This is a genomic window from Streptomyces griseoviridis (assembly GCF_005222485.1).
Lineage (GTDB): Bacteria > Actinomycetota > Actinomycetes > Streptomycetales > Streptomycetaceae > Streptomyces > Streptomyces hintoniae.
The window spans coordinates 8,158,489-8,181,773 of record NZ_CP029078.1; the positions used below are offsets into that span (position 1 = coordinate 8,158,489).

Consider the following 23,285-nt stretch of genomic DNA (forward strand, 5'->3'; position numbering starts at 1 on the left):
GCGGTGACGACCAAGACGGAGCCCACCGGGAACGGGCCTGGAACCCCGGCCCGCCGAGGCCGACCCCGCAAGGGCGCCTCCACCCTGACCAGGGAGGCCATCGTCGAGGCCACCATCGCCCTGATCGACGACGACGGCGTCGAGGGCGTCGGCATGCGCACCGTCGCCCGGCGCCTCGGCGTGGACGCCAAGAGCCTCTACAACTACGTCGACGGCAAGGACGACCTGCTCGACGCCGTCGCCGAGCACATCCTGATCGGCCTGGCGTTCCCCGAACCCACGGGGTCGCTCGACGTCGATCTGCGCGCCGTGGGCCGGACGTTCCGCGCCAACACCCTCGCCCACCCCCGGGCCGGGGCGCTGATCCTCACCCGCCAACTCGACTCGGCTGCCGCCCTGTACCCGACCGAGAGATTGCTGTCGATGCTGCGTGCCGCGGGCTGCCGGCCGGCCGAGGCGGTGCGTCTGCTGCGGACCCTGCTGGCCACCGTCGTCGGCACCCTGCTGCGCGAGGTGACGGCGGGCCCCACCTTCGGCGAGGTCGGGCCCGCGAGGGAGGGCAGGCGGCGCGCGGACCTGGAGTCCTCGGGGATGCCGGCGCTGGTGGAGGCCGCGCCCCACCTCGCGCGGTTCGACCATGACGAGGAGTTCGAGTACACCCTCGACCTCGTCGTCACCGCGGTGACGACGAGGATCGAGAGGACCGGGCGGGGCGCCGCCGTCACAGACCCGTTGCCGCCTGGAGACTGAGACCGAGCCCGACCGCCAGGACAAGGCCCGCCGTCAGCAAGGGCGTTGCGCGGGCCAGCCGTCGGCGCAGGGCGTGGTGGCGGGTGGTGCGGCGGTCGAGGTGGTCCTGGATCCGCAGCAGCAGGAGCCCGGCGAGGGTGAGCGTGCCGGCCATCCCGAGCCCGTACCCGACGACCAGCAGCACACCGAAGGCGGTACGGCCCAGCGCCACCGCCCCCAGCAGCACGACCAGCGCGGACGGGCTGGGCACAAGCCCACCCGCGATCCCCATCCCGATGAGCCCCGCCTTCGACCGCCTCGCGGACGGCTTCGACGCCGGATGCGGATGGGGGGCAGTGGGTGCGGGTGCGGGTGCGGGTGCGGGGGACTGGGGCGGGACGACGGCGACGGCCACGGAGGTGCCGCCTGCCGTCGCCTGGCCGGTCCTGGTGGCCGGGGACGTCCGTGCCGCCGATCGGTCGCGGGGCAGGGGGTGTTGGTGACCCGCGGGGATGTCCCCGTGACCGTGATCCGCGTGGTCACCGTGACCGTGATGCCCGTGCCCATGCCCGTGCCCGCGCCAACGCCCATGTCCATGTCCATGTCCATGTCCATGGTGATGGTGATGGTGGTGACGCGTCGGCGTTTCTCCGCGGGCCGCGTCGCGCAGCAGGCGGAGGCCGATTCCGCTGATGAGGAGTCCGCTGGCCAGGCCGAGCCAGGTCAGGACCGTCTCGCCCGCGAGATGGGTGGCGAGCGGGAGGGCCAGGCCCAGGGCGAGGACGCCCGCGGTGTGGGTGACGGTGACCGTCGCGCCGACGGTCACCGCGTCCCGCCGGGTGCCGCGCCGGCCCGCCAGATAGGCGGCCATGAGGGTCTTGCCGTGCCCCGGCAGCACCGCGTGCGAGGCGCCCAGGACGACCGCGAGCAGCAGGGCGAGGAACCCGATGGGCAGCGTGAGCCGACGCGCCCCGACCAGCCGGTCGAAGTACCCGGACACCGTGTCCAGGACGGCCGTCACCGGGCCGACTCCCGTCGACGGGACACTCGTTGACACGGCCGACGTGTTCGCTCCCGGGGCCGTGGTGAGCCGCGCCGCGCGCTGGTCGAGCGGGGCGGCGAGCGGGTCGCGGGGATAGTGGCGCAACTCCTGGGTGCGGGACACGGACGGCACGTCCGACTCCGCCAGAGTGAGGCCGGCGCCTCGGGCGGTGATCTCGTGCCAGCCGATCCGGCGCATGTCGTACCCGGTGTCGAGGGTGATCGCGGCGCGCCGGGTGAGGTCGACCCGGGTGGTGAGATGGCAGGTCAGCAGGCTGGTACGGAGTCCGGCCTGGCCCGGCCGGTAGTCGAAGGCGCCGGATGTGTCGCGCCAGCGGAGCGGTACGCCGTCCGCGCGGGTCCGCAGCTCGTCGGCCAGCCGGTGGCAGGAGCGGGTGGCGTAGGCGGCGCGTTCCCCGGCGTCGACCTGTCCGTCGTGGTCGCTGTCGACGGCGTCCTGCTCCTGCGCGGCCGCGATCTCCGCGCGGTCCACGACGATCGTCGCGTCGATCCGGTCAGGGCGCAGGGTGAGGCTCGTGGCGTGGTTCACGGTGAAGTCGCCGAGCGGATGGGCGGCGGCGGGCCCGGCGCAGGCCAGGGCGGCGAGGGCCGGCAGCAGGAGCGTCGCGCTCCACGAGGCCGCGCGGCGACGGGAGACGGGGACCGTGGGTGTCATGGGGTGGCGTCGATTCGGGTGAGGGCGGCGCGGGTGCGAGGGGCGTGCAGGGGATGGAAGCGCGGGTCGAGGCGCAGGGCCGAGCCGAGGTCGGCGCGGGCGGCAGCCGGTTCGCCGAGGGCCTGGTGGATCATGCCGCGGTGGTACAGGAAGAGGGCGCTGCGGGTGCCGAGCGCGAGGGCCAGGTCGGCTTCCGCGAGGGCCTCGCGGTCGCGTCCGGCCCGGTGCAGGGCCCAGCCGTAGGCGTCGTGCACGGCGAGGAACGGCCGTGCCCGCACCGCCTGTCGGCCGAGCGCGACGGCGTCGGCGGGGCGGCCGTGGTCGGCCGCGAAGAGGATCTCGTCGACGTCCGCCGGTCTCCGCCCGGCGCGGCGCACCTGGTCCTGGGCGCGCAGCACGGCGTACTGCTGACGCGCCGCGCGCGTGTCGCCCAGCGACTCGCGCAGCTCCCCGAGGGCCAGGAGACGGCCGGGCAGCGGCGCGACGGCCACGGCGGCCGTGTAGTCGTCCAGGGCGCGCGCGGTGTGTCCGAGCCCCTGGTGGGCCCGGCCCCGCGCTTCCAACAGGGCAGCGTCACCCGGCAGTTCGCGCAGTCCGCGGTCGGCCTGGCGCAGGCCGGTACCGGGACGGCCGCTCTCGGTGGCCAGCAGGGACAAGTGGGCGCGGGCGAAGGCCCGTTCGGCGGGGGTGCCGGAGGCGTCGAGGGAGCGTTCCATCAGCGCGGTGGCCTGTCCGGTGTCGCCGCGCAGCTCGAAGGTGTAGGAGGCGCGGGCGAGGGCCGGCGCGTCCGGCTTCAGATCGCTCATGCGCTGCACCGCCGCGAACGCCTCCTCGTATCGCCCGAGTTGGGTGTACGCGTCGGCGAGGACCCCGTGGGCGAGGGAGCTGTAGGGCGCGTCCGAGACCGCCCGCCTGGCCCAGGCGAGCGAGGCCCCGAAGTCGTGGCGGGCGGCCTCAAGGGCGCCCATGCCGGTCTCGGCGTCGGTGTTCCCCTTCGGTTCCCTCTCCAGCGAGACGCGCAGGGCCTGTTCGGCCCGCCGGTAGGTGGCGGGGTCGGCGGTGACGCGGGCCTGCTGGACGTACGCCATCCCCAACGCGGCCCAGCCCGGGGCGTCCTGGGGCAGTCGGCGGACGTGTTCCTGGAGCGCCGCGACCGAACCCGCCTCGGCTCTCGCCGGCGACGGGCGGGCGCTTCCGTCCGGCGTCGAACCGCCGGGTCCCGGCGCGAGGCCCAGCGCGCCTGCGGTGAACATCGCGGTGCCGAGCCCCAGGACGACCAGGGTGCGGCGGGTACGGCGGCTCCGACCAGACCGGTCCTGGTCGGAGCCGGCCGAGGGCGAGGTACTGCGGGGAAGGTGCATGACGGGGTCCAGTTCCTGCGGCGCCGAGGGCGGCCGGGGGCGAGCCGGACGACGGCCGGGAGGTCCGTCACCCGACCCGCCCCGACCGCCGCCCTGCCGGCGTGGTGGTCGCGGATCAGTCGGCGCGCGTGGCCGTCAGGCCCGCTTGCGGCGGCGCAGACGCCATCCGCCCGCACCGAGCAGCAGGGCACCGGCACCACCGAAGGCGACGGAGGCGTTCGTCCGCGCGGACGACTGCTCGACGGCCCTGGAGCCCGCCGTGTTGACGTCCTTGACGTGCGGCAGCGCCAGGTACGGGAACGACCGCCCGAACGGCACGTCGTTGGCGTTCACCTTGTCGCCCTCGGCGAGCGCGGGCACCAACGTGCCGCTCTGCGCGGCGCCTTCGACGGCCTGGAGGGAGATGTCGAGCACGTCGTCCGTCAGGCGGCGGCCGTTGGGGAACCCGGCCAGGTCACCGGCGAGCACCCCGAGGCGGTTGGGGTGCGCGGCCGGGGGCACGGCCATGTTCAGGCGCAGTTCCTCGGCCGGCACGATCCGGCGCACGGCGGCGTCCTTGTTGAGACGCTGGGCGTTGAGGTCGGCCTTGATCGGCCCGCAGGCCTTGCAGATGCCGGTGAGGTAGATCTCCGCGAGGTCGTCGCGCGGTGTGGCGGGGGCCGGGATCCCGTACACCTTCTGGATGAGCTTCGGCAGGATCGGGTCGTACACCTTGTCCACGACCGGTTTCACGGTGTGGTCCTGGGACGGGTTGAGGGTGTTGAAGGCGTCCTTGTACTTCAGCGGTACGACGACCTCGTTGACCAGCGGGTTGCCCAGCCGGGACACCTGCCGCCAGCCGCGGGCCTTGCGCGAGTCGGAGACGTCGACGCCGTTCCGCTCGGTCGTCGACCAGACGCCGATCACCGGGTTGCGCGCCGTGTCGCCGCGCAGCGCCAGGAATTTCTTCGGCAACTGGAGGGCGACGGAGTTGACGTTGTAGCCGGCCAGCGTGTCCTGGCCGCGCTCGGAGAGGTTGCCGCCGTAGAGCAGGTCGAACACCCGCAGGTCGGCGAAGAACGAGTCGTCGGCCTGCCCGGCGAACGCCTTGCCGCCCCCCGCCACTTGCAGCGGGCGCACGGCCTGGCCGCGCAGCGTCGCGTAGTCGGGCATCGAGGCCACCCCGGTGCGCGAAGGGGCGACCGGGGCGTTGCGGGCCAGGACGGTGGTGCGGCCGTTCCTGGTGGCCGTGAGGTCGTACGACTGGCGGACGTTGAGGTTCGGGTCGTCGAGCGACCTGACGGGTCCGGTGTTGTACAGGAACTGGTTGGCCGCGTCCCGGACGGTGGTGCGGAACCGCCAGGTCAGCGTGGTGTCGGCGGTGCCGTCACCATCGTTGTCGATCTTGATGTGGTAGCGGGCGTCGTCCGCGAAGGAGTAGAAGTTCGGGCCGCCGTTGGGCTCCTCGAAGGGGATCCAGTTCGCCACCAGGGTCACGGTGTCGGACTTGTCGGGGCTGGTGAACGCGTAGACGTCCGTGTTGTCCGCCCGGGGGTCGCCCGCGATGAGCGGCGCCTCGCGGTGGCTGGAGGCGGAGCTGACGCCGGGGGCGAGCGTCACGGCGCCGAGGGCACCGGCCATCGCGGTGGCGCCCAGCACCAGCAGCGAGTGATCCAGGAGGCGCTTGGAACGCGCCGAGGACTTTTTCACGCTTTTCTTTCTCCTTGAGGTCGAGGGAAGGCAAGGGGAAGAGAAGCATGAGCCGGCCGGTATTTCCCAGCTTTTGGCGCGCCCGAAAAAATATCGCGACGATTCGACGGGCGGAATACGTGCAGGTCGGAATGGAGAAGAATGGTTTCTCCCTGGAGGGTGAACAGCTTCCCCCACGCCACTCGAACGGTGGAGTGTGGGTGGGAAATCCCTGCCCGAAGTGCCGTTCCGGAACGGCCGGGTCGCGCCGGAACGCCGTGATGTGGTCCGTCCGGACCACTTCTTCACCCACACGAGCGAACTGAGGGACGGCGGCCAATCCGCAATCGGCCATGTCACGGATAACGACTGACGAATTCTCATCCCATTCGAGAAGTCAAGAATTGCGGACCACTGGTGGGCGGGGTTGCGTGACACCGGCACACCCGCCCGATCCGCGCCCCACTCGCGCGCCGGGCCGTTCGGCGGACGCGCGACCAATCCGTTCGACGGGCCGCTACGGATCACCCGGTGACCGGTGATCGGAAGTCCGCGGGGAGCGGGCGCGCGGCGGAGAGGGGAACACGGATGGCACGGCATGAGCAGGCGTCGCCGACGGGGTCGGTCGGCGGACCCGGGACCGCGCTGGTGACCCGCCGGGCCCCGGCCGCGCCCCGGGCCGCCGTGCTGTTCCTGCACGGCGGCAGGGCCGACAGCCGGGCGCCCTCGCGCCCCTGGCATCTGGCGGCCCTGCGGATGCGGCCCTTCGTCCGGGCCGTCGCCGCCGTCGCCCCGGACGACGTCCTCCTCGGCGAGGTCCGCTACCGGCTGCGGGGCTGGAACGGCCGGGACGCCGATCCGCTGCACGACACCCGGCGGGCGCTGGCCGAGCTGGCAAGCCGGTACGGAGACGTCCCGACCGTGCTCGTCGGTCACTCGATGGGTGGCCGCGCGGCCCTGCGTGCCGCCGTCGCGCCCCAGGTCAGGGCCGTGATCACGCTGGCGCCCTGGTGTCCGGACGGCGAGCCGGTGGCGCATCTGCGGAACAAGGACGTCGTCGTCCTGCACGGCGACCGCGACCGGATCACCGACCCGCGTGCGTCGACGGCCTTCGCCGACCTGGCCCGCGCGGCCGGCGCGCGGGCCAGGTCCGAGCTGGTGGCGGGCGGTGACCACGCGATGCTGCGGCGCGGCGGCCACTGGCACCGCACCACGGGCGATGCCGTCGCGGCGCTCCTCGCGGCCCCGGCGGTCGGGCGGTAGTCCGGCGCCGGTGGCCGTGGCGTGCGCGGGAGCCGGGATGCGGCAGGGGAGAAACCTGGTCATCCTGGCAGGGACAGGCATTCGCGAGGAGGCTGGTTATGTCGATGCTCGACAAGCTCAAGGGCATGCTCAAGGGACACGAGGACCAGGCCCGCCAAGGGGTCGACAAGGCCGGTGACGCGTTCGACTCCAGGACGGGCAACAAGTACCAGAGCCAGGTCGACTCGGTGCAGCAGAAGCTCGACGACCAGATCGGCAACCGTCCGCCCACCGACGATCAGCGGTAGGACTCAGGACCGCCGTCCGGGCCCGTGGGGGTGCGATTCCCCACGGGCCCGGTCCTGTCACGGGCCTCGCTCCGGGCGGGCCGTGCTGCCGTGGAGGTGCCGCCCGGCGAGTACACCCGCGCGCCGGACCGGGACGCCCGGCCCGAGCGTCGAATTCCGGACCGACTTCCGCTGCCCGGACGGGAGTTGTCGCCCGTCCCGGCAGCCCGGCCGGACGGGCGACCGCCGCGGGCCCGACGCGGCTCGGCCACCGGCGCCCCTCGCTTTGACGCTTGCGCAACTCCCCAACTATTAGACTCGCGACTCCACCGCGGGCGTGGCGGCCGGTTCTCGGGCGGCAGGATCTTCAAGTGTCGGGGGACGACGGATGACGGATGCGGGCGGCGCGGAGGCGGAGTCCGGCGCGGTGTTCGAGCGGGCGCTCGACCGGGCGCTGGGCCTCGACCGGGTCACGGAGGCCCTCGCGCGGCGTCCGGGCACCGTCTGCCACGAGGAGTTGCGCAGCGGCGCGCGGCAGGCGCGCGGCGAGATCATGGCGGCGGTCCGCGCCGAACGCGCGGAGACCTCGCTCCTCGCGCCCCGGCTGTCGGCCCTGGCCGGGCTCGTCCTGCTGCTGTCGGGGTACGGCGTGCGCTCCCTCGGCGGCCGGCCCTACGTCGGCGACGGCCTGATCATGGCCGGGGTGCTCATCTGCGCGGTGGCCGTCGGCGCGGCCGTGGGCGACTTCATCTGGCTCCTGGTCGACGCGGGCACCCGCCGCGACGACGAGCCCGACCGGTCCGGAGCGGTCGCCGACCCGACGGCGGGACACCCGTCCGACAGTGAACCGGCGCTGCTGGAAGCGGCGTTGGAGTCCTTCCTGCTCCGCAGGATCGAGGGCCCGCCGCTGCCGGGCGACACCCCCCTCCCCGGTGACGAGGCACTCCCGCACGGAACCGTCGTTCGATAAGGGGGTTCTCGGCCACCCGCCGTTCCGTTCCGCTCTCCCGTCCCTCCCGTTACTTCTACAGTGTTGTAGATTTCAGCTCGGGTCCGTGGTCCGTCCGGAGCCCGTGTGCGGGCCGTGCCCCCGGTTCCGCACACGCCCAAGCACTCCACGGGAGTGCCGCATCGCGCGGAGGTCCGCGCAGGTCAGGAGGCGGGCTTGCCCACCACGTCCGGGATCTGGCCGCAGGATCGGGCCGACTTCGTCGACCTGCTGCACCGGGCCCTGGACGACAGGGACGTCCGGGACGCGCTGCGCGCCGATCCCAGCGGCGAGTCCGCTCTGCGGCTGCGGGCCCGCGCGCTGGCGGCGGCCGACGAGATAGCGGCGGCGGCCGACGAGGAGTACCGCGTCTACCTTGCCGTCCGTGCGACCGCGCGGGAACCGCGCTCGTCCGCCGGTTCCGCCGGTTCCGCCGGTTCCACCGGCTGGCTCCTGCTGGCCGTGCTCGCGCCGTCGGTGTCGGCCGCGGCCGGCGTCGTCCTGCTGCTGATCGGGTACGGGGTGGGCCTGTGGGGCCTGGCCCCCGAGTTCGCCGCCTCGGTCCGCACGGCGGGGTGGCTGCTGACCGGGTTCGCCGCGGTGACCGCCGCCGCCGGCCTGCTGGCGCTGCTGGTGACGGCCGTCCGCGGGCAGGGACCGCGTCGGCCGCGACGGTCGACCGTTGCCGACGCCGCCGACGCGGAGGCGGCCAGGCAGCGATGGCGGCGGGCGCTCCTCGAACGGGGCCTGCGGCCGTATCTGAGACGCCACCTGCCCGACACACCCGCTCCGGACCAGGACCCGCGTACCGTCGCGTGATCCGGACGACGGGCCCCGGCCGCACGGAGTGCGAGCTGAGAGAGCCAGTGAGAGCCGAAGTACGTCAGTGAGAGCCAGAGAACGCCAGAGAGAGGGAGACACCATGTCCGTCAACCTGAACAAGGGCCAGCAGATCAGCCTGAGCAAGTCCGACGGCGGTGAGCTGACCGCCGTCCGGATGGGGCTCGGCTGGCAGGCCGCGCAGCGCAAGGGCTTCCTGGCCAAGCTCGCGGGCCCCCGGGAGATCGACCTCGACGCCTCCGCGCTGCTCTTCGCGGGCGGGCAACTGGCCGACGTGGTCTTCTTCCAGCACCTGGTCAGCGACGACGGGTCGGTGCGGCACCTGGGCGACAACCTCACCGGCGGCGCGGGGGCGGGCGCGGACGACGAGGTCGTGCTCGTCGACCTCGGCCGGGTCCCCGCGCACATCGACCAGATCGTCTTCACCGTGAACTCGTTCACCGGGCAGACCTTCGCCGAGGTCCAGAACGCCTTCTGCCGGCTGGTCGACGAGACCAACGGGCAGGAACTGGCGCGCTACACGCTCAGCGGCGGCGGCACCTCCACCGCGCAGATCATGGCCAAGCTGTACCGGGCGGGCCGCGGATGGGAGTTGAAGGCCATCGGCGAACCCGCCTCGGGGCGGACCTTCCAGGACCTGCTGCCCGTCATCTCCGGCCACCTCTGACCGGGACGCGGTGACGAGCGGTTCAGTCGCGCGAGTTGCCGAACAGCACCCGGTACAGGACGAGCAGGACCAGCGAGCCGCCGATCGCCGCACCCCAGGTGTAGAGGTCGAAGAAGTTCTTCTCGAACGAGCGGTGGAAGAAGTGGGCGGAGAGCCAGCCGCCGACGAACGCGCCGGCTATGCCGATGAGGGTGGTGCCGATGAGGCCGCCCGGGTCGCGGCCGGGCAGCAGGATCTTCGCGATGGCCCCGGCGAGCAGTCCGAGGATGATCCAGCTGATGATGCCCACGTCGTTGTTCCTCCAGTCGGTTCGGGCCCGGCGCGGTCCCTGGGACCCCGCCGGGCCTCGTCTTGCTTGCTTGCGCAATTCTAGGAATATAGGGCCGGGTTGACGAGAGCCCGCCGCTTCTCGCGGGCGACCCGTTGAGGTTCTGTCACTCGATCGGGACATTCGACGAGGGCGCGGCGGACCCGGGGCGCGGGGTCCGACGGGTCGCGGGACCTGTGGGTTTCATGACATGTCTCACCTGTGAATCGAGGTCCCGGCACTGCTGCGCGGGCCATGGCCTTGTTAGATTGCGCAACTACGCAATCCGGCAGGAGCCCCCCGGTTCCGCCCGCCTGTGCACCGCCGTGCCCGCCCGGCCTCCCGTCGACGGACCGACCCGACAGGCCCGATCGTTTCGTGGGAGTGGGAGATGAGCGACCCGTGGGGCGGCCAGGGCACCCGTAGCCGCACCGACCGGACGCCGGCACAGCGCGGCGCCGGACCCGGCGCGGCCCGTCCGGGCGACCAGAGCCGGTCCGCAGGCGCGGCCCGGCCGCCGGGCGACGGCCGGTCGGGCTCAGGACCGCACGGCCGGCCGACGGCGAAGCGCGGGGGCGGACCGGGCCGCGGGCCGAGGCGGGTGCTGCGGATCATCAGCGTGTGCCTCGCGGTCCTGGTCCTGGGCACGGCGGGCGCAGGCTGGTGGTTCTACGAGCACCTGAACGGCAACATCCAGAGCTACTCCATCGACGGCAAGGGCGGCGCGGAGAAGGCGGACGCCTTCGGTCGCACCCCGATCAACATCCTGGTGATGGGCTCGGACGGCCGCACCAGCAAGGCCGACTGCGCCCTCGGCGGCGGCTGCTCGCGCACCGGCGTGCAGAGCGGCGGCAACGCGGACGTCGAGATGGTCGTGCACATCTCGGCCGACCGCTCCAACGCCACCGTCATGAGCATTCCGCGCGACACCATGACCGACATCCCCGCCTGCCGGGACACCGCCGACGGACTCTCCACGTCCGGCTACCACGGTCAGATCAACAGCGCGCTGCGGTACGGCCCCGCCTGCCAGGTGGCAACCGTCCACCAGCTCACCGGCATCCCCATCGACCACTTCGTGAAGCTCGACTTCGCGGGTGTGGTCAAGATGTCCGACGCGGTCGGCGGGGTCTCCGTGTGCGTCGACGACAACGTCTACGACACCTACTCGCACCTCAAGCTGTCCAAGGGCGCGCACACCCTGAAGGGGCAGGCGGCGCTGGAGTTCGTCCGCTCCCGGCACGGCTTCGGCGACGGCAGCGACCTCGGCCGCACGGTCTCGCAGCACATCTTCCTCAGCGCGATGATCCGCAAGTTCAAGAGCGCGGGCACGCTCACCGACCCCACCGCCGTCTACTCCCTCGCCGACGCCGCCACCAAGGCGCTGACCGTGGACGACGGTCTCGGCAGCGTGAAGAAGCTGATCTCGCTGGCGGCCGACGTGAACAAGGTCCCCACCAAGCGGATGACCTTCACCACCATGCAGACCGCCCCCGACCCGAGCGACAGCGACCGGGTGGTGGTCGGAGCGGGTGCGAAGACCCTCTTCTCCGCCATCGCCGAGGACCGGTCGCTGACCACCGGGTCGGGCAAGAAGGCCGCCGGGGCCACGCCGTCCGCGTCGCCCACCGCCTCGGCCGTGCCCGCCGCGCGGATCGCGGTGACGGTGCAGAACGGCACCGGCATCACCGGCCGGGCCGCCTCGGTCGCCACGGCCCTCGTCGGCCAGGGCTTCAACTCCGGCACGACCACGGGCAACGCGGCCGGCGCCGCGACCACGACCACCCTCGGCTACGGCACCGGCCAGAAGGGCGAGGCGCAGACCGTCGCCAAGGCGCTCGGGCTGCCCGCCTCGCACCTGAGGCAGGGCACCGGCACCGGTCTGACCCTGGTGATCGGCTCCGACTGGCCGAGCGGCTCGACCTATCCGGGCGGCGCCGGCGAGCCCGCGCCCGCCGACACCGGCGCCGCCGTCTCCAACGCCCACGCGCAGACCGCCGACCAGGACAAGACCTGCGCCGAGGTCAGCCCCTACCGGACGGTCGCGCTGGGCGGCGTCCCGATGACGCCCGCGCAGGCGTACGCGGCGTCGAGCGGCAAGCCCGATTCCGACGACTGACCGGCGCCCTCGGGACACCGGAGTTGTACAGTTGCGCAAGGCAGCAACAAAGACACCTGCGGCGACCTGTGGGAATCTGCGGCGGTGACCGCCCGCAGAGGCTGCGACAGAGGCATCCGTAGAGACCTGTTGGATACACCAGAGAGGGGTGCGGGATGCTCCGCAACGGACTGGAACCCTGGCACCTGCTGATCGTGGCCCTCGTGGTCATCGTGCTGTTCGGCTCGAAGAAGCTGCCCGAGGCGGCCCGCGGGCTGGGCAAGTCGATGCGCATCCTCAAGAGCGAGGCGAAGGCCATGAAGGAGGACGAAGCCCCCGCGCCGACCGCCGCCGGTGACCTCGCCGCGCAGACCGTCGAGGCCCAGGAGCCCCAGGGCGGGCCCGTCGCCGCCCGTCCGGCGGGCGAGGCCGCCCAGCCCGCCCGCTGACCGCCGGCCACCGGGAGGACCGGAGGGTCCGTCAGGGGCTCGCGATGTCGAACCCGTACCGCAGGGGCTCCTGGTTGACGGCGTAGTCGCGCCGGTAGACGAACACCGCCTCCACCCGCGGTCCGTCGGCCGCCGCCTCCGTCCGGCAGGGGTAGGTCACCTGAAGCACCCGCGGCCGGTCGGCGACCTTCATCCGCATCCCGTCCGCGGGTCCGCCGTCGAGCACGGCGGACTCCCATCCCGTCACATCCGCTGTCCGCACGGCGGACTCCCATCCCGTCGCATCGGTTGTCGTCACGCCCGACACTTTAGAGGTTGCGCAAGTGTTGACGGAAGTCGCCTTCGTGACGGCCGAGGCTCACCTGCCCCCGGCACCCTGCGGGAGCTGCTCCACCGCCTGCCGCCAGGCCCGGTGCACGGCGGCGCGCAGCTCGGCGGTCGCCGTCCGGACGTCTCCGCCCAGCCGGACGGGCTCGCCGAGATGGACATGCAGCGCGGGACGCCGCAGCGGCGCCGTGAACAGCCCGGCGAGCTGCTTCGCCCCGCCGCCCGAGGTGATCCGGCGGGCCCCGGCGTGCCCCAACGGCACCACCGGTGCGCCGGTGGCGAGGGCGAGCCGGGCGAGTCCCGTGCGGAACGCCTCCGGAGCGCGGTCGGCGGAATCCCGCCGTCCGGGCAGCCGTCCCTCGGGGTAGAGCACCACGACCCGGCCCGCGGCCAGCGCGTCCGCCGCGAGATCCAGCGCCCGCGCCGCCCGGCCGCTGCCCCGGTGCACCGGGACATGACCCTCACGGGTGAGGCACCGGCCGAGCACCGGCACCTTCCACAGCCCCGCCGCCGCGAGCACCACCGGCTCCACACCCGCCCCGCGCAGCGCGGCCAGCACCAGCCCCGGATCGACCAGCGAGGTGTGGTTCGCCGCGACGACACTGCCCGGCGCGACACCCCCGGCGCCGGAGGTCACCGTCAGCCGGCCGAGCACCGGGACGACCGTGCGGGCGAGGGCGCTGAGCATGCGCGAGGCTCCTTCGAGAGACCGGGGGAGCGGCGGCCGACGCCACCGCGGGGCCGACGGCCCGACCGCATCGTCGCCCCGGCGGGCACCCGGGGGCATGAGTACCGGTACTCAACCCGGCCCGTCCCCGGACACACGTCGGCGGTGCGCCGCCCTGGGAGGGACGGCGCACCGCCGGGTTCAGGCCCCCCGGTGCCGCCTCACGGCGGTCACCCGGGAATCGGGGCCGTGAGATCAGTGGCGACCGCCGTGGTGACGGCCCCAGGAGAAGGCGGAGACGACCCGCCGGTGGTCGTTGCGCAGGGTCACCGTGCCCGCGCGGTTGTCGAGCAGCTCACGGTGGCGGTCCTGGAAGAGGTCGCGCCGGGTGTCGTGGCCGCGGCCGGTGTGGACGCGGACGGTGGCGCGGCCGTCCAGACGGTAGTGGTGGAAGGTGTAGGTGTGGCCGGCGTTGTCGGAGAGGGTCCAGTCGTTCAGGTTGACCGCGCCGCGGGTGTTGTTGGTGATGTCCACCCACTCACGGTTGAGGGCGCGCGGCGAGTTGTCGTCACGGCCCGGCGCGTCGTGTTGGACGCCGCTGATCTCCACGGCCGCACGGTGCGGCTGGGCGTGGTCGGCCGCGGTCGCCGGCAGCGCCACCGCCCCGACGAGAGCGCCGGCCGCGAGCGCGGTGGCGGCCAGGCGACGGGCGCTGACAGAGGTGGAAACGGACACAGGTCCCCCTGTTGGTGCGGCACCTCCCGCCCGGGGGGCGGGGTGGTGCGGTGTGCGGGTGCGGCCGGTCGGTCGCAGGGCCAACCCTGCCCACCTGGTGAAGAAGCCACGGGTGATTCGTGAATGGTGTTACCGATCGTCCATATCACCGTGACTCTTACCTGCAACGTCCATTTATGTGCCGAATGCACAGGGTTGACGGCCGGCCCGCCCGGCCGCCGCCGCGGGCACCGGGCCGACCCGCCTCTGCGCCACCGCACGCCACCCCGACCAGGTCCCGATCTTCACCCGCAGGTGAGTAACGGCGACGCACCGGGCTGACGTCCGACGCCCCGGCTCAGTTCCCCACACCCAGGCCGGACATGAACGCCGACGGGTACCGGTCACCGCGCGCCGCACCCGCCGGCACCGCCTTCTCGATCATCGCGAGATCCGCCGCGCTCAACTCGACGTCCAGCGCGGGCAGCGCCTCCGCCAGCCGCTCCCGGGTCCTGGCACCGACCAGCGGCACGATGTCCGTGCCCCGCGCGGCCACCCACGCGATGGCCAGCTGGGCGACGGTGCATCCCTTCGCCTCTGCGACCCGGCGCAGCGCCTCCACCAGGGTGAGGTTGTGCTCCACGTTCCCCGCGGCGAACCGCGGGGTGAGAGCGCGGCCGTCGTCGGGTCCCGCCGTCCGGTCAGCCGACCAGTGTCCGGAGATCAGGCCACGGCTGAGGACGCCGTACGCGGTCAGGCCGATCCCCAGCTCCCGCAGCGTCGGCAGCACCTCCGCCTCCACCGCGCGGGAGATCAGCGAGTACTCGATCTGGAGGTCGGCGACCGGATGCACGGCGTGCGCCCGGCGGACGGTCGCCGCGTCCACCTCCGACAGGCCGAGATGGCGGACATACCCGGCGTCGATCATCTCCTTGATCGCGCCCACCGTCTCCTCGATCGGCACGGCCGGATCGAGCCTGGCCGGACGGTAGACGTCGATGTGGTCGGTGCCCAGCCGGGTCAGCGAGTACGCCAGGAAGTTCTTCACCGCCTCGGGACGGCAGTCCTGGCCGCCGAACCCCGGGCCGGGCCCCCGCAGCATCCCGAACTTGACGCTCAGCTGATAGCTGTCCCGGTCCCGGCCGCGCAGCGCCTCGGCGAGCAGCAGTTCGTTGTGGCCCATCGCGTAGAAGTCACCGGTGTCGATCAGCGTGACACCGGCCTCGAGCGCCGCGTGCACGGTGGCGATGCTCTCCGCGCGGTCCGCCGCGCCGTACGCGCCCGACATACCCATCGCGCCCAGGCCGAGCGCGGAGACGGCCGGCCCCTCCGTGCCCAGGGTTCGTGTCCGCATCATGTTCTCCTCCGTCGTCGTATCCCTGTCCAGCCTGGACCCGGGCGGCGCTTCTCGGCAGCGGAGCGTTCATCCAGGGAGCGGCGCTCCCTGGATCGGCCCGCCCGACCGGAGGGACCATGGCGGCATGCAACGTGACGAGCTGGCCGACTTCCTGCGCCGCCGCCGGGAGGCGATCCGCCCGGCCGAGGTCGGCATCTCCGACGGCCCGCGCCGCCGCACCAGCGGGCTGCGCAGGGAGGAGGTCGCGATGCTCGCGGGCATGTCGGTCGATTACGTCGTCCGCCTCGAACAGAGCCGCAGCAGCCAGCCGTCCCCGCAGCTCCTCGGCGCTCTCGCGCGGGCGCTCAGGCTCTCCGACGACGAGCGCGACCACCTGTTCCATCTGGCGGGCCACCGTCCGCCGCCCGCCGACGGGCCCGCGGGACAGGCCCGCGCGGGGCTGGTGCGGATGCTCGACCTGCTCGGCGACACCCCGGCCCTGGTCCTGTCCGACCTGGGCGAGACCCTCGCCCAGAACCGGATGTCCGTGCTGCTCGCGGGCGACCAGACCCGCTTCACCGGCGACCGCCGCTACCTCGCCCACCGCTGGTTCACCGAACCCGCGATCCGGGCCGGCTACCCGCCCGAGGAGCAGGCGCACCGTGACCGGCAGGTGGTGGCCGACCTGCGCGCGGTCGCCGGACGGCGGTCGGCCGACCCGGTGGTCGGCGGACTCGTCGACCGGCTGAGGGCCGCCAGCCCCGCCTTCCGGGCACTCTGGGCCGAGCACGAGGTGGCGGTCCGCCGCGCCGACCGCAAGGCCCTGCTGCACCCTCGGGTGGGCCGCCTGCTGATGGACTGCGAGACCCTCGTCACGCCCGACCAGCGCCAACTGCTCCTGGTCCTCACCCCGGCGGACGCCGAGGCCCGCGAACGCCTCGCGCTGCTGCGGGTCCTCGGCGTGGAGGAGTTCCCGACGGGGGCGTCCGGTGGCGGGGGGACGGCGGGGGCCTAGACGTGCGAGGTGACCGGCAGGGGATCTCTCTTCCGGCGGCCGGTCGGCGTGGTCATGCCCGGGGGTCGTCGTCCGGTTCGCGGGTCCGCTGTTCCTCGCGGACCGGGCCGGTCGCCGGAAGGCGCGGCTGCTCGGCGGGGTCGGGCGGTCCGGGTTCGCCGCGCCTGGCCCGGATACCCCGGCGGACGGCCCAGATCAGGCCGAGGACGACCAGCAGGCCCACGGCGAAGGGGACGACGGCGGCGGCCACCGTCGGGAAGGCGATCTGGGTCGCCGCGACGGGGGAGACGGCCCGGGGCGTCCCGAAGGGCGAGGCGGTCAGTGTCGTCGCGGCGGAGATGATCGGAGGAGTCATCCGGGTGGGGTACCCCCCGGCGCGCGTCTCAGACCACCGTTCCGCCGCCGCGATCTGACGTGGGGTCGGGTGACGCGGTCAGGACCGGGCCGTACGGCCCGGTCCGACGCGACCTGACGTGCCCGCCCGTCAGCTCGTCTTGGGCTCGGCCGGCTGGAGCGGGCTGCGCAGGGAGAACGGGTGGCCCGCCGGGTCGGAGTACTGGCGGTCGTCGGTACGGCCGTGGTCAGCGCGGGTCTCCAGGGGGCGTCCGCCGAGACCGACGATCCGGCGTTCCACCTCGTCCAGGTCCTCCGGCGCCGCCAGCAGCTCCAGATGGGCCTGCTGGGAGTCGTCGGGGCGCGGCCAGCTCGGCGCGACCGCGTTGAGATCCAGCCGGAAGGCGATCCTGGTGCCGTCCGTGCCGATCAGTTCGACCCGGTTGCCACCCGGGTCGGGCCGTACCTCCCCGTCGAGCAACTCGCGGTAGAACTCGGCCAGTTTCAGCGGCTCCGCACAATCCAGCACCAGCACCGCAGCCTGTACCAGGCCCATGGGCCCTCCTCAACCGACACTCGATCCCGGATCTGTGCCGCGCTGGTACCCCGTCAGGCCGAGATGAATCGAAACCTCTGCCGAATTCGGCCACGAGCCGCCGGGCGGGGGAGCGCGCGGAGCGGGTGGAGGGCGGCCCGACGCCCGAGGCGAGCCCGGGAGCGGGAACACATCACCCGATCGGGTTGGACGGTCTGTCCAGAAGCTGGACCCATCGTCTAGAGTGGGGGGTGGAGCGCGAGAGGACGGTGGGTGCGGTCATGGCCGACAAGGGCCTGGAAGCGGAGCGTGACGCGATCGTGGCGGCGCTGAAGCCGGTCGTCGACGGGATCGCGGCCACCTTCGGGCCGGTCTGCGAGGTGATCCTGCACGACTACCGGCGGCCGGAGGAGTCGGTCGTCGCGGTCGCCGGATCGGTGACCGGGCGGGAGGTCGGCGGAGCCATGAGCGAGATCGGCCTGCGCCTGCTGGCCCGCGGCGACGAGGCGGTCGACGATCTGAACTACGTCACCCGCACCCGCTCGGGCGGACTGGTCAAGTCGTCCACCATGATGCTGCGGGACTCGACGGGCGGGGTCTTCGGCGCCCTCTGCGTCAACGTCGACGTGACCGCCGTCGGCGAGGCACACGCCCTGCTCGGCGCGCTGGCCGGCCTCACCGGCGCCCCGGCCGAGACCCCCGTGACCACCTTCGGCAACGACATCGACGCCGTGGTGGACGCCGTCCTCGAGACCCACCCGCTCGGCACCCACCGCAGCTGGGCGGGGCTCGACCGGGCCGGCCGCGTCGACCTGTTCCGCAGCCTCGACGACCAGGGCGTCTTCGCCCTGCGCCGGGCCGCCGAACAGGTCGGCGCACGGCTCGGCATCTCCCGCGCCTCCGCCTACAGCTACCTCTCCCAGGCCCGCGCCACCGCGGACCCCGCATCGGACGGAGCACCCGCGTGACAACCCCCACCCCGCCGGTCACCCTCGACGACATCCATGACGCCGCCGCCCGCCTGAAAGGCGTCGCGCACCGCACCCCCGTCCTGCGCTCCCGCACCCTCGACGCCCGGGTCGGCGCCGAGGTCTTCCTCAAGTGCGAGAACCTCCAGCGCATCGGCGCCTTCAAGTTCCGCGGCGCCTACAACGCGGCCTCCCGGCTCACCCCCGAGCAGCTCTCCCGGGGCATCGCCGCCTACTCCTCGGGCAACCACGCGCAGGCCGTCGCCCTCTCCGCCCGTGAGCTGGGCACCACCGCCGTCATCGTGATGCCCGAGGACACCCCCCGTTCGAAGCTGGCGGCCACCGTCGGCTACGGCGCGCAGATCGTGACCTACGACCGCTACACCGAGAACCGCGCCGATGTCGCCGAAGCCCTCGCCGCCGAGCGCGGCCTGGTGCTCATCCCGCCCTACGAGCATCGCCACGTGATGGCGGGGCAGGGCACCGTCGCGCTCGAACTCCTAGAAGAAGTCGGGGAGTTGGACGCCCTGGTGGTACCGGTCGGCGGGGGCGGTCTGATCGCGGGGAGCGCCACGGCCGCCAAGGGGCTGTACCCGGGTGTCCGGGTGATCGGCGTGGAGCCCGAGGCGGGCGACGACACCCGGCGGTCCCTGGCGGCCGGCCGGCGCGTCAGCATCAGGGTGCCGCACACCATCGCCGACGGCCAGGCCGCGGAGACGCCGGGCGAGCTGACGTTCTCGGTGAACCGGCGGCTCGTCGACGACATCGTGCTGGTCTCCGACGACGAGATCCGGGACGCGATGCGCTTCGCCTTCGAGCGGCTGAAGACCGTCGTCGAACCGAGCGGCGCCACCCCGCTCGCCGCCCTGCTCAACGGCCGCACGGGCGCTCCGCCGCGCCGGATAGGCGTGATCCTGTCGGGCGGCAACATCGACACGGCCCGGTTCGCCGGGCTGCTGGGGGAGGGGGCGTAGGGCCCGGCCCGCCTTGCCTCTCGGAAACCGATCGGTTTACGCTGCTGTCAGTGGGAAACCGATCGGTTTCCCCGCCGTGTCGCGTCCCCGCGGGTGGAGGTCGCGGCCTGTCGAGTCAGGAGAGTCCCATGACAGCCATCGCAGGTTCCGTCGTCCTGGTCACCGGAGGCAGCCGAGGCGTCGGCAAGGCGCTGGTGAAGGCCCTGTACGAGCGGGGCGCGACGAAGGTGTACGCCACCGCCCGCGACCCGCGCACGGTCACCCACCCCGACGCCGTGCCGCTGGCCCTGGAGGTCAGCGATCCGGCCTCCGTGGCGGCCGTCGCCGAGCGGGCCCAGGACGTCACCGTCCTCATCAACAACGCGGGAGCGTCCGTCAACGCGAACTTCCTCGACTCGCCCGTCGACGACGTCCGCCGCGAATTCGAGACCAACTTCTACGGGCCGCTGCTGATGGCCCGCGCCTTCGTCCCGATCATCGAGCGCAACGGCGGCGGACACCTCCTCAACGTCCACTCCGTGCTGTCCTGGATCGCCTCCTACGGTTCCTACAGCGCCTCCAAGGCCGCCCTGTGGTCCCAGACCAACGCCCTGCGCCTCGACCTGAAGCCGCGCGGCATCGACGTCACCGGGCTGCACGTCGGCTACGTCGACACCGACATGGCCGCGGGCGTCGACGCCCCCAAGTCCACCCCGCGGAGCGTGGCCGAGCAGGCGCTCGACGGCATCGAGGCCGGCGCCTTCGAGGTGCTCGCCGACGAGCTGACCCGGCAGGTGAAGGCCGGTCTCGCGGGCGACCCGGCCGCACTGTACCCGCAGCTCGCCGCCTGACCGGCTCTGACCGGCTGACCGGCCGGCCGCCTGACCGGCTCTGACCGGCTGACCGGCCGGCCGCCTGACCGGCTCTGACCGCCTGACCGGCTGGCCGCCTGACTGGATGACCGGCTGACCGGCTGGCCGCCGGGCGATCCGGTGTTTGTGGACGCGCCCGGCCTCAGACCGGCAGCAGGCGGGAGATCAGCGCCCCGAGCTGCCGGGCGTCACGGCACTCGCGCATCTCGGCGGTCTCCGCGTAGGCGGGCGCCTCGGAGTCGCCCGTGCCCCACCGCTCGCGCGGCTCCGGGTTCAACCAGTAGACGCGGCGGGCCCGTTCGGTGATCCAGCGGAGCGCCGGAAGGTTCGGGTCGCTCCTGTTCGTCCGGGCGTCGCCCAGCACGAACACCGTGGTCCGCGGGCCGACCGCGTCGCCGTACCGCTCCACGAACTCGCCCAGCGCCGCGCCGTAGTCGCTGCTGCCGTGGTGGGAGGTGAGGGACGCCTCCGCGTCGATGCGGGCGCCGAGGCCCTCCGGGTCGGCCGCGCCGTGCACGAGGAGTCCGGTCACCTCGTCCACCCGGTTGACGAAGGCGAACACCCGCACCTTGCTGAACTGGTCGTGCAGCGCCTGCACCAGCAGCATCGTGAAGTCGGAGAACCCGGCCACCGAGCCCGACACATCGCAGAGCAGGACCAGTTCGGGCCGGGCCGGACGGCGGCGGCGCAGCACCGGCCTGACGGGCACCCCGCCCGTCGAGAGGGAGGCGCGCAGCGTGCGCCGCAGATCGATCGAGCCCCGGGCGGCCCGCCGTCGGCGCGCCGCCAGCCGGGTGGCGAGCTTGCGGGCCAGCGGCCGCACCGTCCTGCGCAGCTCGGCGAGTTGGGTCGCGCCGGCCGACAGGAAGTCCACCCGGTCCGCGGTGGGGGCGACCGCGCGCCGGGCGATCTCGTCCCGTCCGCGCCGCTCGGCGACCCGGCGCCGCGCCTCCGAGGCCACCAGGCCCCTGAACTCCGCGATGCGGCGCCTGACTTCGTCGCCGACGAGCCGTCCGTCGAACCCGGCGCCGCCGCCCCTGGCCCGGACGTCGTCCCGCACCCGCGCGAACAGCGTCTGCGGACGCAGCCGGTCGAGCGTCTGGTACGACGACCAGCCGTCCGTGCCGGACGGGGAGCCGTAGCCGCCGAACCCGTCGACGGCCTCCGCCGCCAGCCGTCCCAGCAGGGCGGTGTCGTTGTCGGCGAGCGCCGCCGCCAGCCTCTCCCGCAGGTCGTCCCGGTCGGCCGGGCGGGTGCCGGGTCCGCCGACGCCGGCCGGGAAGTACAGGTCGAAGACCGGGTCGAACACCGGCCGTTGGGCCTGGCCGTGCAGCAGCGTCGCCGCCAGCCCCTCGCGCAGCGTCTCGCGGTCGGTAAGACCCAGCGCGTCCACCGCGCGGGCCGCGTCCACCGTCTCGCCGGTCCCGATCCGCATCCCGTGCGCGCGCAGCGCCCCGACGAGCGAGGTCAGCCGCTCGGTGACTCCCGGGGCGGTCACACGGCGTCCAGGTCCAGCTTGGCGGTCGCCCTCAGGACGTCGTCCTGGTGTTTGAGCAGGACGCCGAGGGTGTCCCTGACCAGGGTCTCGTCCAGGGTGTCGGCGCCCAGCGCCAGCAGGGTGCGCGCCCAGTCGATGGTCTCCGACACCGACGGCACCTTGCGCAGCTCCATCGCCCGCAGCGCGCCCACCACCCGGACCACCGAGGCGGCCAGCGCCCCGTCGAGATCGGGCACCTTCAGGCGGACGATCGCGCGCTCCAACTCCTCGTCGGGGAAGCCGATGTGCAGGAAGAGGCAGCGGCGGCGCAGCGCCTCGGAGAGTTCCCTGCTGGCGTTGGAGGTGAGGACCACGAAGGGGCGCCGGGTCGCGGTGACCGTGCCGAGTTCGGGGACGGTCACCTGGAAGTCGCTGAGCACTTCGAGGAGCAGCCCCTCGACCTCGACGTCCGCCTTGTCGGTCTCGTCGATCAGCAGGACCTTGGGGTCGTCGCCGCGGATCGCGGTGAGCAGCGGGCGCGGGAGGAGGAACTCCTCGCTGAAGATGTCCGTGCGGGCGTCGTCCCACGTCTCGTCGCGTCCCGCGCTGATGCGCAGCAGCTGCTTGGCGTGGTTCCACTCGTACAGCGCCCGCGACTCGTCGACGCCCTCGTAGCACTGCAACCGCACCAGACGGGCCCCGGCCACCTCGGCGACGGCCTTCGCCAGCTCGGTCTTGCCGACCCCCGCGGGCCCCTCCACCAGCAGCGGCTTGCCCAGCCGGTCGGCGAGGAAGACCGTCGTCGCGACGGCGGGCGAGGCCAGATAGCCGGTCCCGGCGAGCCGCGCGGACACGTCGTCGACGGAGTGGAACAGCAACGGGTCCTCCTGCGGGTCGATGGGCACGTCGAGGGCTGGCCAAGCGCTTGGTCAGCCACTCTGCCACAGGCTCCCGCGCCGGTGCAGCCGGTATACCGATCGGTTTTCCCCATCGGCGCGACGGAGGTAGCCTCGCGGTATGGCCACGACAGACAAGGCGTCCACGCGGGACCGGCTGCTCGACGCGGCGACCGAACTCTTCTACCGCGACGGCGTCTCCATCGGCGTCGAGACGCTGTGCCGGACGGCGGGCGTCTCGAAACGCTCGATGTACCAGCTGTTCGCCGGCAAGGACGAGGTGCTCGCGGCGAGCCTGGAACGGCGCGCGCCCGGCTACGCGGCGCAGCTCGCGCCGGGGCCCGAGGACGCGGGCACCCCGCGCGAACGGATCCTGTACGTCTTCCAACGGGCCGAGGCGCTGTCGACCGCGCCCGGCTACCGGGGCTGCCCCTACCTGGCCGCCCTGGTCGAGCTGAAGGACCCCGCGCACCCGGCGAGCGCGGTCGCGCGCGAGGCCAAACAGCGCCTCCAGGACGCCTTCCGCGTCCAGGCGGAGCTGGGCGGCGCCGACGACCCCGCGTTCCTCGCCAGGCAGCTGATGCTGATCTTCGACGGCGCGAGCGCCCGCGCGGGCGCGGGCATCGAGACCCTGCCCGGCCTGACGGCGACGACGGCGGCGGCCCTGCTGGACGCGGGAGGCATGCGCCGGCCGACCGGGCAGGGGGAGCCGGGGGAGCCGCCGGCGTAACGGGTGGGGGAGCGGCCGGTGTAACGGGGGTGGGGGAGCGGCCGGTTCAGCGGTGAGACGGGGGGATTCGGACAGCGGCGGGGTGGGGCGGGCAGCCGTACAGCGGTGA

Annotated in this window: 25 protein-coding genes; 13 read left to right on the top strand and 12 right to left on the bottom strand. The window is 73.5% G+C overall.

What is annotated here, in order from left to right:
* Positions 1-3 precede the first annotated feature (3 nt).
* Positions 4-750 carry a TetR/AcrR family transcriptional regulator gene (locus DDJ31_RS35210; RefSeq protein ID WP_164784827.1) on the top strand — a complete coding sequence of 249 codons (747 nt, stop codon included), beginning with the start codon at positions 4-6 and terminating at the stop codon, positions 748-750.
* Here the strand turns inward: DDJ31_RS35210 and DDJ31_RS35215 are convergent.
* From DDJ31_RS35215 to DDJ31_RS35225, 3 genes are all read right to left on the bottom strand, one after another.
* On the bottom strand, positions 722-2,446 hold the full coding sequence (locus DDJ31_RS35215) for a nickel transporter (RefSeq protein ID WP_171480944.1): 1,725 nt from the start codon (positions 2,444-2,446) through the stop codon (positions 722-724). The two genes, DDJ31_RS35210 and DDJ31_RS35215, sit on opposite strands and share 29 nt — an antisense overlap.
* The gene (locus DDJ31_RS35220) at positions 2,443-3,807 is read right to left on the bottom strand and encodes a tetratricopeptide repeat protein (RefSeq protein WP_127176359.1); all 1,365 of its coding nucleotides are present in this window, start codon (positions 3,805-3,807) and stop codon (positions 2,443-2,445) included. Before DDJ31_RS35220 ends, DDJ31_RS35215 begins: the two co-directional genes overlap by 4 nt.
* Before the next feature lie 135 nt (positions 3,808-3,942).
* Positions 3,943-5,496, bottom strand: coding sequence for a DUF4331 domain-containing protein (locus DDJ31_RS35225; RefSeq protein WP_431026687.1), 1,554 nt, complete (start codon positions 5,494-5,496; stop codon positions 3,943-3,945).
* A gap of 567 nt (positions 5,497-6,063) precedes the next feature.
* Here DDJ31_RS35225 and DDJ31_RS35230 point away from each other — a divergent pair.
* The 5 genes from DDJ31_RS35230 (at position 6,064) to DDJ31_RS35250 (ending at position 9,499) form a co-directional block, all read left to right on the top strand.
* Entirely contained in the window at positions 6,064-6,738 is a 675-nt protein-coding gene (locus tag DDJ31_RS35230; RefSeq protein ID WP_127176358.1) for an alpha/beta hydrolase, read from the top strand.
* 98 nt (positions 6,739-6,836) lie between these two features.
* A complete protein-coding gene (locus tag DDJ31_RS35235) occupies positions 6,837-7,025 on the top strand; it encodes an antitoxin (protein WP_127176357.1) in 189 nt (62 codons plus the stop codon).
* A 367-nt stretch (positions 7,026-7,392) separates the two neighbouring features.
* Positions 7,393-7,974 carry a hypothetical protein gene (locus DDJ31_RS35240; protein WP_127176356.1) on the top strand — a complete coding sequence of 194 codons (582 nt, stop codon included), beginning with the start codon at positions 7,393-7,395 and terminating at the stop codon, positions 7,972-7,974.
* 195 nt (positions 7,975-8,169) lie between these two features.
* On the top strand, positions 8,170-8,811 hold the full coding sequence (locus tag DDJ31_RS35245; RefSeq protein WP_127176355.1) for a hypothetical protein: 642 nt from the start codon (positions 8,170-8,172) through the stop codon (positions 8,809-8,811).
* Between the two features lie 103 nt (positions 8,812-8,914).
* Positions 8,915-9,499 (top strand): TerD family protein, encoded by a 585-nt coding sequence (locus tag DDJ31_RS35250; protein WP_127176354.1) that lies wholly within the window; start codon positions 8,915-8,917, stop codon positions 9,497-9,499.
* 22 nt (positions 9,500-9,521) lie between these two features.
* Here DDJ31_RS35250 and DDJ31_RS35255 read toward each other — a convergent pair whose 3' ends face one another.
* Positions 9,522-9,788 carry a GlsB/YeaQ/YmgE family stress response membrane protein gene (locus DDJ31_RS35255; protein ID WP_127176353.1) on the bottom strand — a complete coding sequence of 89 codons (267 nt, stop codon included), beginning with the start codon at positions 9,786-9,788 and terminating at the stop codon, positions 9,522-9,524.
* A gap of 409 nt (positions 9,789-10,197) precedes the next feature.
* On the opposite strand from DDJ31_RS35255, the gene DDJ31_RS35260 reads away from it, so the two are divergent.
* Both DDJ31_RS35260 and tatA read left to right on the top strand, forming a co-directional pair.
* Positions 10,198-11,925 carry an LCP family protein gene (locus tag DDJ31_RS35260; RefSeq protein WP_240677968.1) on the top strand — a complete coding sequence of 576 codons (1,728 nt, stop codon included), beginning with the start codon at positions 10,198-10,200 and terminating at the stop codon, positions 11,923-11,925.
* Between the two features lie 155 nt (positions 11,926-12,080).
* A complete protein-coding gene (gene tatA, locus DDJ31_RS38800) occupies positions 12,081-12,353 on the top strand; it encodes a Sec-independent protein translocase subunit TatA (protein ID WP_206280613.1) in 273 nt (90 codons plus the stop codon).
* Positions 12,354-12,384: 31 nt separating this feature from the next.
* On the opposite strand, the gene DDJ31_RS35270 is transcribed toward tatA, so the two are convergent.
* From DDJ31_RS35270 to DDJ31_RS35285, 4 genes are all read right to left on the bottom strand, one after another.
* A complete protein-coding gene (locus DDJ31_RS35270) occupies positions 12,385-12,615 on the bottom strand; it encodes a hypothetical protein (RefSeq protein ID WP_240678369.1) in 231 nt (76 codons plus the stop codon).
* Positions 12,616-12,711: 96 nt separating this feature from the next.
* On the bottom strand, positions 12,712-13,368 hold the full coding sequence (locus tag DDJ31_RS35275) for a lysophospholipid acyltransferase family protein (RefSeq protein WP_127176352.1): 657 nt from the start codon (positions 13,366-13,368) through the stop codon (positions 12,712-12,714).
* A 234-nt stretch (positions 13,369-13,602) separates the two neighbouring features.
* The gene (locus DDJ31_RS35280; protein WP_127176351.1) at positions 13,603-14,082 is read right to left on the bottom strand and encodes a lamin tail domain-containing protein; all 480 of its coding nucleotides are present in this window, start codon (positions 14,080-14,082) and stop codon (positions 13,603-13,605) included.
* A 337-nt stretch (positions 14,083-14,419) separates the two neighbouring features.
* Positions 14,420-15,415, bottom strand: coding sequence for an aldo/keto reductase (locus tag DDJ31_RS35285; protein ID WP_127182448.1), 996 nt, complete (start codon positions 15,413-15,415; stop codon positions 14,420-14,422).
* 127 nt (positions 15,416-15,542) lie between these two features.
* Between DDJ31_RS35285 and DDJ31_RS35290 the strand changes: the two genes are divergently transcribed.
* Positions 15,543-16,412 carry a helix-turn-helix transcriptional regulator gene (locus tag DDJ31_RS35290; RefSeq protein WP_127176350.1) on the top strand — a complete coding sequence of 290 codons (870 nt, stop codon included), beginning with the start codon at positions 15,543-15,545 and terminating at the stop codon, positions 16,410-16,412.
* A 52-nt stretch (positions 16,413-16,464) separates the two neighbouring features.
* Here the strand turns inward: DDJ31_RS35290 and DDJ31_RS35295 are convergent, their stop codons facing one another.
* Together DDJ31_RS35295 and DDJ31_RS35300 are read right to left on the bottom strand one after the other, a co-directional pair.
* On the bottom strand, positions 16,465-16,767 hold the full coding sequence (locus DDJ31_RS35295) for a DUF6479 family protein (protein ID WP_127176349.1): 303 nt from the start codon (positions 16,765-16,767) through the stop codon (positions 16,465-16,467).
* Between the two features lie 129 nt (positions 16,768-16,896).
* Positions 16,897-17,301, bottom strand: coding sequence for a VOC family protein (locus DDJ31_RS35300; protein WP_127176348.1), 405 nt, complete (start codon positions 17,299-17,301; stop codon positions 16,897-16,899).
* A gap of 260 nt (positions 17,302-17,561) precedes the next feature.
* Between DDJ31_RS35300 and DDJ31_RS35305 the strand changes: the two genes are divergently transcribed.
* The 3 genes from DDJ31_RS35305 to DDJ31_RS35315 all read left to right on the top strand — a co-directional run bounded on the left by DDJ31_RS35305 (position 17,562) and on the right by DDJ31_RS35315 (position 20,052).
* Positions 17,562-18,248 (top strand): helix-turn-helix transcriptional regulator, encoded by a 687-nt coding sequence (locus DDJ31_RS35305; RefSeq protein WP_127176347.1) that lies wholly within the window; start codon positions 17,562-17,564, stop codon positions 18,246-18,248.
* On the top strand, positions 18,245-19,222 hold the full coding sequence (locus DDJ31_RS35310) for a threo-3-hydroxy-L-aspartate ammonia-lyase (RefSeq protein WP_127176346.1): 978 nt from the start codon (positions 18,245-18,247) through the stop codon (positions 19,220-19,222). The genes DDJ31_RS35305 and DDJ31_RS35310 overlap by 4 nt, the downstream gene beginning before the upstream one ends.
* Before the next feature lie 128 nt (positions 19,223-19,350).
* Positions 19,351-20,052 carry an SDR family oxidoreductase gene (locus DDJ31_RS35315; RefSeq protein WP_127176345.1) on the top strand — a complete coding sequence of 234 codons (702 nt, stop codon included), beginning with the start codon at positions 19,351-19,353 and terminating at the stop codon, positions 20,050-20,052.
* A 163-nt stretch (positions 20,053-20,215) separates the two neighbouring features.
* Here the strand turns inward: DDJ31_RS35315 and DDJ31_RS35320 are convergent, their stop codons facing one another.
* Positions 20,216-21,508, bottom strand: a complete 1,293-nt coding sequence (locus tag DDJ31_RS35320) for a VWA domain-containing protein (protein ID WP_127182447.1) — start codon at positions 21,506-21,508, stop codon at positions 20,216-20,218.
* A 59-nt stretch (positions 21,509-21,567) separates the two neighbouring features.
* Complete coding sequence (locus DDJ31_RS35325) at positions 21,568-22,425, bottom strand: AAA family ATPase (protein WP_127182446.1); 858 nt, start codon at positions 22,423-22,425, stop codon at positions 21,568-21,570.
* Positions 22,426-22,567: 142 nt separating this feature from the next.
* Between DDJ31_RS35325 and DDJ31_RS35330 the strand changes: the two genes are divergently transcribed.
* Positions 22,568-23,176: a TetR/AcrR family transcriptional regulator gene (locus tag DDJ31_RS35330; protein ID WP_127176344.1), complete on the top strand. Its 609-nt coding sequence runs from the start codon at positions 22,568-22,570 to the stop codon at positions 23,174-23,176.
* Positions 23,177-23,285 lie beyond the last annotated feature (109 nt).

What these genes read in the sequence shown, in the direction of transcription:
- DDJ31_RS35215 (WP_171480944.1), bottom strand. Translation starts at nt 2,446, where the DNA reads ATGACACCCACGGTCCCCGTCTCCCGTCGCCGCGCGGCCTCGTGGAGC.
- DDJ31_RS35220 (WP_127176359.1), bottom strand. Translation starts at nt 3,807, where the DNA reads ATGCACCTTCCCCGCAGTACCTCGCCCTCGGCCGGCTCCGACCAGGAC.
- DDJ31_RS35230 (WP_127176358.1), top strand. Translation starts at nt 6,064, where the DNA reads ATGGCACGGCATGAGCAGGCGTCGCCGACGGGGTCGGTCGGCGGACCC.
- DDJ31_RS35235 (WP_127176357.1), top strand. Translation starts at nt 6,837, where the DNA reads ATGTCGATGCTCGACAAGCTCAAGGGCATGCTCAAGGGACACGAGGAC.
- DDJ31_RS35240 (WP_127176356.1), top strand. Translation starts at nt 7,393, where the DNA reads ATGACGGATGCGGGCGGCGCGGAGGCGGAGTCCGGCGCGGTGTTCGAG.
- DDJ31_RS35250 (WP_127176354.1), top strand. Translation starts at nt 8,915, where the DNA reads ATGTCCGTCAACCTGAACAAGGGCCAGCAGATCAGCCTGAGCAAGTCC.
- DDJ31_RS35260 (WP_240677968.1), top strand. Translation starts at nt 10,198, where the DNA reads ATGAGCGACCCGTGGGGCGGCCAGGGCACCCGTAGCCGCACCGACCGG.
- tatA (WP_206280613.1), top strand. Translation starts at nt 12,081, where the DNA reads ATGCTCCGCAACGGACTGGAACCCTGGCACCTGCTGATCGTGGCCCTC.
- DDJ31_RS35275 (WP_127176352.1), bottom strand. Translation starts at nt 13,368, where the DNA reads ATGCTCAGCGCCCTCGCCCGCACGGTCGTCCCGGTGCTCGGCCGGCTG.
- DDJ31_RS35285 (WP_127182448.1), bottom strand. Translation starts at nt 15,415, where the DNA reads ATGCGGACACGAACCCTGGGCACGGAGGGGCCGGCCGTCTCCGCGCTC.
- DDJ31_RS35290 (WP_127176350.1), top strand. Translation starts at nt 15,543, where the DNA reads ATGCAACGTGACGAGCTGGCCGACTTCCTGCGCCGCCGCCGGGAGGCG.
- DDJ31_RS35295 (WP_127176349.1), bottom strand. Translation starts at nt 16,767, where the DNA reads ATGACTCCTCCGATCATCTCCGCCGCGACGACACTGACCGCCTCGCCC.
- DDJ31_RS35300 (WP_127176348.1), bottom strand. Translation starts at nt 17,301, where the DNA reads ATGGGCCTGGTACAGGCTGCGGTGCTGGTGCTGGATTGTGCGGAGCCG.
- DDJ31_RS35305 (WP_127176347.1), top strand. Translation starts at nt 17,562, where the DNA reads ATGGCCGACAAGGGCCTGGAAGCGGAGCGTGACGCGATCGTGGCGGCG.
- DDJ31_RS35315 (WP_127176345.1), top strand. Translation starts at nt 19,351, where the DNA reads ATGACAGCCATCGCAGGTTCCGTCGTCCTGGTCACCGGAGGCAGCCGA.
- DDJ31_RS35320 (WP_127182447.1), bottom strand. Translation starts at nt 21,508, where the DNA reads ATGCGGATCGGGACCGGCGAGACGGTGGACGCGGCCCGCGCGGTGGAC.
- DDJ31_RS35330 (WP_127176344.1), top strand. Translation starts at nt 22,568, where the DNA reads ATGGCCACGACAGACAAGGCGTCCACGCGGGACCGGCTGCTCGACGCG.